4 protein-coding genes are annotated in these 4,415 nt (G+C 67.5%); all 4 read right to left on the reverse strand.

Annotated elements, in window-relative coordinates:
* A partial coding sequence (locus ACILQR_RS15645; protein ID WP_395652308.1) for a 3-deoxy-7-phosphoheptulonate synthase occupies positions 1-638 on the reverse strand: 638 nt, incomplete at its 3' end.
* A 78-nt stretch (positions 639-716) separates the two neighbouring features.
* Positions 717-2,114, reverse strand: a complete 1,398-nt coding sequence (gene gor, locus ACILQR_RS15650) for a glutathione-disulfide reductase (protein WP_395652309.1) — start codon at positions 2,112-2,114, stop codon at positions 717-719.
* Between the two features lie 191 nt (positions 2,115-2,305).
* Complete coding sequence (locus ACILQR_RS15655) at positions 2,306-3,496, reverse strand: ATP-binding protein (RefSeq protein WP_395652310.1); 1,191 nt, start codon at positions 3,494-3,496, stop codon at positions 2,306-2,308.
* Positions 3,497-3,601: 105 nt separating this feature from the next.
* Positions 3,602-4,285, reverse strand: coding sequence for a ribose-5-phosphate isomerase RpiA (gene rpiA, locus ACILQR_RS15660; protein ID WP_395652311.1), 684 nt, complete (start codon positions 4,283-4,285; stop codon positions 3,602-3,604).
* Between the last annotated feature and the right edge of the window lie 130 nt (positions 4,286-4,415).

A 4,415-nucleotide genomic window follows, 5' to 3' on the forward strand; every position in this document is an offset into this window, starting at 1 on the left:
ATGAAGGCCAGGGCCTCGGTGATCTTGTCGGCCAGTTCGCGGTACTGGGCGCCCGCGCCGTTGTCGGCAAACCCAAGCGTCCAGCGGTGGATGTTGTACAGGTCCGCATAGCCGCCGCTGGCGAAGGCCCGCAGCAGGTTCAGCGTCGAGGCCGACTGGTTGTAGGCCTTGATCAGCCGTTGCGGATCGGGGATCCGTTCCTCGGGCGTGAAGGCCGAGCCATTGATGTTGTCGCCGCGATAGGACGGCAGCTCGACGCCGCCGATCTCCTCGACGGGAGACGACCGGGGCTTGGCGAACTGACCGGCGATCCGGCCGACCTTCACCACCGGCTTGCGTCCCGCGAACGTCAGGACGACCGCCATCTGCAGGATCAGGCGGAAGGTGTCGCGGATGTTGTCGGTCGAGAACTCCTTGAAGCTCTCGGCGCAGTCGCCGCCTTGCAGCAGGAAGGCCTCGCCGGCCTCGACCTGGGCCAGCTTGGCCGTCAGGGTGCGCGCCTCTCCGGCGAACACCAGTGGCGGCAGGGCGCGAAGCTCGTCCTCGACGGCGACGAGGGCGGCGTGATCCGGATAGTCCATCGGCATATGCACGACGGGCTTTTGTCTCCAGCTATCGGGGGTCCAGCGACTGTTCATGGCGGGCTCCATACTCCTGACGCCCGTTTGGGACAATAAAACTCCGCAGGCCATCGCTTGCAGCGGCGCTGTCAGCGATCAGCCCGCCGAGGTGTCCTGGGACTGCTTCTCCTTCAGGGTCACCAGTTCCTCGGCCATCGTGGGGTGGACGGCGCAGGTGGCGTCCCACTGGGCCTTCGTCAGGCCGGCCTTCACGGCGATGGCGGCGAGCTGGATCATCTCGGGCGCCTCCGGCCCGACGATGTGGACGCCGACAACCTTCTGGGAGGCCGCATCGACGACCAGCTTCATCAGCACCCGCTCGTCCGAGCCGGTGAAGGCGTACTTCATCGGCCGGAACCGGGTCACATAGACGTCCACCCCCGCCGAACAGGTGTGGCGCGCCTCGCTCTCCGACAGGCCCACGACGCCGACCGGCGGCTGCGAGAACACCGCCGTCGCCACGGCCTCGTAATCGAAGTGGGACGGGTTGTTCCGATAGACCGTCTCGTGGAAGGCCACCGCCTCGCGGATCGCCACGGGCGTCAGGTTCATCCGGTCGGTCACGTCGCCGATGGCCCAGATGTTGTCGGCTGATGTCTTCGACAGCGTATCGACCTCGATCGCCCCCTTGTCGTTCAGGGACACCCCGGCCTTCTCGAGCCCAAGGTCCTTCACGTGCGGTACCCGGCCGGTGGCGAACATGATGACGTCATGCTCCAGCACCATGCCGTTCTCGAGATGGCTGACCAGGCCCGTCTCCGTCTTCTCGATCTTCTGGTGCTGGCAGCCCAGGATGACCTTGATGCCGCGCTTCTCGATCTCGCCGGCCAGATGGGCCCGGACGTCGTCGTCGAAGCCGCGCAGGATGTTGGGGCCGCGATAGATCAGGGTCGTCTCCACGCCCAGGCCGGCGAAGATGCCCGCGAACTCCACGGCGATATAGCCGCCGCCCGCGATCATGATCCGCTTGGGCAGTTCGGGCAGGTGGAAGGCCTCCTCGGACGAGATACAGTGTTCGATCCCTTCCAGCCCCTCCGGCATCCAGGGGCGGCCGCCGGTGGCGATCAGGATCTTCTCGGCGGTGATGGTGCGGGTCTCGCCCGTGCCGTCGCGGTGGGTCACCTCGACGGTGTGGGCGTCCTTGAACACCGCCCGGCCGTTGACCAGATCGACGCCCGCCTTGCCCAGGTTGGCGGCGTAGATGCCCGAAAGGCGGGCGATCTCGACGTCCTTGGCCTGGAGGAACTTCGGCCAGTCGAAGCTCGCCTCGACCGTCCAGCCATAGCCTTCCGCCGTGTGGAACTGGTGGGCGAAGTCCGAGGCCATGACCATGAACTTCTTGGGCACGCAGCCCCGGATCACGCAGGTGCCGCCGACGCGGTACTCCTCGGCGATGGCGACCTTCTTGCCGCCCAGGGCCGTCAGCCGCGCCGCCCTGACCCCGCCGGAGCCCGCCCCGATGACGAAGAGGTCGTAGTCGTAGCTGTCGGTCATCGTGGGCTCCGTCCAGACCAAAACAGGGTCTGAATAGTCTGAAAGGTCTGGATCCGGTCGTCGCTCGGACCGAAACCGGGTCCCAATGGTCTGAATGGTCTGAACTGCGCGCCGCCGGGCCTTCAGGCCCGCTGAAACGCCCCGGATATGTGGGCATCCCGGAGCCGGAACTCAAGCCGTCGCGCCCGATTTCAGGTGGGCGTCGGCGTCCCGTCACGCGGCATGCGGAACCGGAAGGTCGTCTCCGTCGTGTCCGAGACCACTTCCAGCAGTCCGCCGTGGGCCTGGGCGATCTGGGAGGCGATATAGAGGCCCAGCCCCAGGCCGTCGCGATTTCCGGTCGACCGTTTGCCGCGATGGAAGGGCTGGAACAGGCCCGGCATCAACTCCTGCGGGATGGGTTCGCCAGCGTTGGAGACGGAGAGCTCGAACAGCCCGTCCCCGACGAAGGCGGCGACGCGGATTTCCCCGTCCGGCGCCCCGTGGGTCAGGGCGTTGCCGACCAGGTTGGACAACAGCTGGCCCAGCCGGTCGCGGTCCACGGCGACCTCCTCGGCGATGACCAGGTCGCTGGCGATGGCCCGATGGGGATGGGCCGACCGCATTTCCTGAACCACCTGCTCGAGCGTCTCGCCGAGATCCGACAGGGGCCGGGGCGCGACGGACACCCCGCCGCCCAGGCGGCCGCGCGCGAAATCCAGCACGTCCTCGATGAGCCGGCCCATCCGGGTATGGCTGGCGCGGATGGCGGACAGGATCGACTGGGCCTTCTCGGGCAGGTCCATGCGCTGGAGCAGAAGCGCGCCCGCGTCGGCGCCCGCCAGCGGATTGCGGAGGTCGTGGCCCAGGACGGCGATGAACTGATCCTGCAGCTCGACGGCGGCCACCTGATCCAGCAGGGCGGTCTCGGAGGCGGCCAGACGTTCCTCGGCGTCCAGCTGGGACGCGATCAGCTGGGCGAACAGTTTGAAGGTCTGGACCGTCTCGGGCTTGGAGACATGATGCGGCTGGGGGTCGATGGCGCAGAGGGTGCCGAAGAAGGAGCCGTCGGCCCGAATGATCGGCGTCGAGATATAGCTCTGCAGGCCATAGATGCGCCGGGTGTGGTGATCGGCGAACAGAGGGTCTTCGGCGGCGTGATCGAAGACGATGGTCCGGGTTTCGGACCGGACCTCGTCGCACAGGGTGGTCTTGACCTCCAGCTGACCGCCGACGCCCAGGCCGAAGGCGATCTCGTCGCGCACGGCGCAGGCCGTCCACTCGTCTTCGGTGACGCGCGCGACGGCGGCGAACCCCATGCCGGTCACGCGGCAGCAGACCTCGAGGATCGACGGCACGGCGTCGATTCGGCCAATGGCCTCGATGGCGGACTGGGTAGGCACGACTGACCCCCCACAATAACGGTCGCGAAGAACCTAGACCCTCAGCAGAGGTAATGGCAAAGCCTTATCGTCTTGTCCCGGCAGAACAAAAACGTGTGTTTCCGGTCAGGGCAGCAGAATCTCGACCCCGTCGTCCCTGCCGACGATCGCCTCGTCGGCCAGATCGAGGAACAGGCCGTGTTCGACCACGCCGGTGATCAGCTTCAGGTCGTCGGCCAGCCGCACCGGGTCGTGGATCGCCTTGCACGCCGCATCGTAGATCAGATTGCCGCCGTCAGTCCGCACCAGGGCCCGGTCGGCCTGACGCAGGCGGGCCGGCATGCCGATCTCGTGGTCCAGCAGGACATCGGCGATCCGGTTTGCCGTGGTCTTGTGCCCGAAGGCGACGACCTCGATCGGCAGGTGGAACGCGCCCAGCACCGGCACGACCTTGGCCGCGTCGGCGATGACGATGCAGGACCGCGACGCCTCCCAGACCAGTTTCTCGCGCAGCAGGGCCGCCCCGCCGCCCTTGATCAGCGCCAGCCCCGGCCCGATCTCGTCGGCGCCGTCCACGGTCAGGTCGATCTTGGGCGTATCGTCCAGGGTCGAAAGCGTCAGGCCCAGTTCGCGCGCCAGATCGGCCGTCTTCTCCGACGTGGGCACGCAGCGCAGATGCTTGAGGTTGCGCGCCGCCAGCGCCTTGACGAACCACGCCGCCGTCGAGCCGGTGCCGAGGCCCACGACCATCCCGGCCTCGACGCGGAGGGCGGCGGCCTCGCCGGCGATGCGTTTTTGCTGATCACTCATCTCATTCTCCGTTCCCTCTCCCGGCGGGAGAGGGCTTGAGCGCCCGAGAGCGCCAGCGATCGGCCTTGCGCGAAAGGGTGAGGGGCTGGCGCCTGTCGGTGTCTCACTGGACAGGCCACACCCCTCATCC

This window comes from Brevundimonas sp. (genome assembly GCF_044239655.1).
GTDB lineage: Bacteria > Pseudomonadota > Alphaproteobacteria > Caulobacterales > Caulobacteraceae > Brevundimonas.

Bases quoted from the DNA above. Each gene is read 5' to 3' on its own strand.
- gor (WP_395652309.1), bottom strand. From the start codon at position 2,114: ATGACCGACAGCTACGACTACGACCTCTTCGTCATCGGGGCGGGCTCC.
- rpiA (WP_395652311.1), bottom strand. From the start codon at position 4,285: ATGAGTGATCAGCAAAAACGCATCGCCGGCGAGGCCGCCGCCCTCCGC.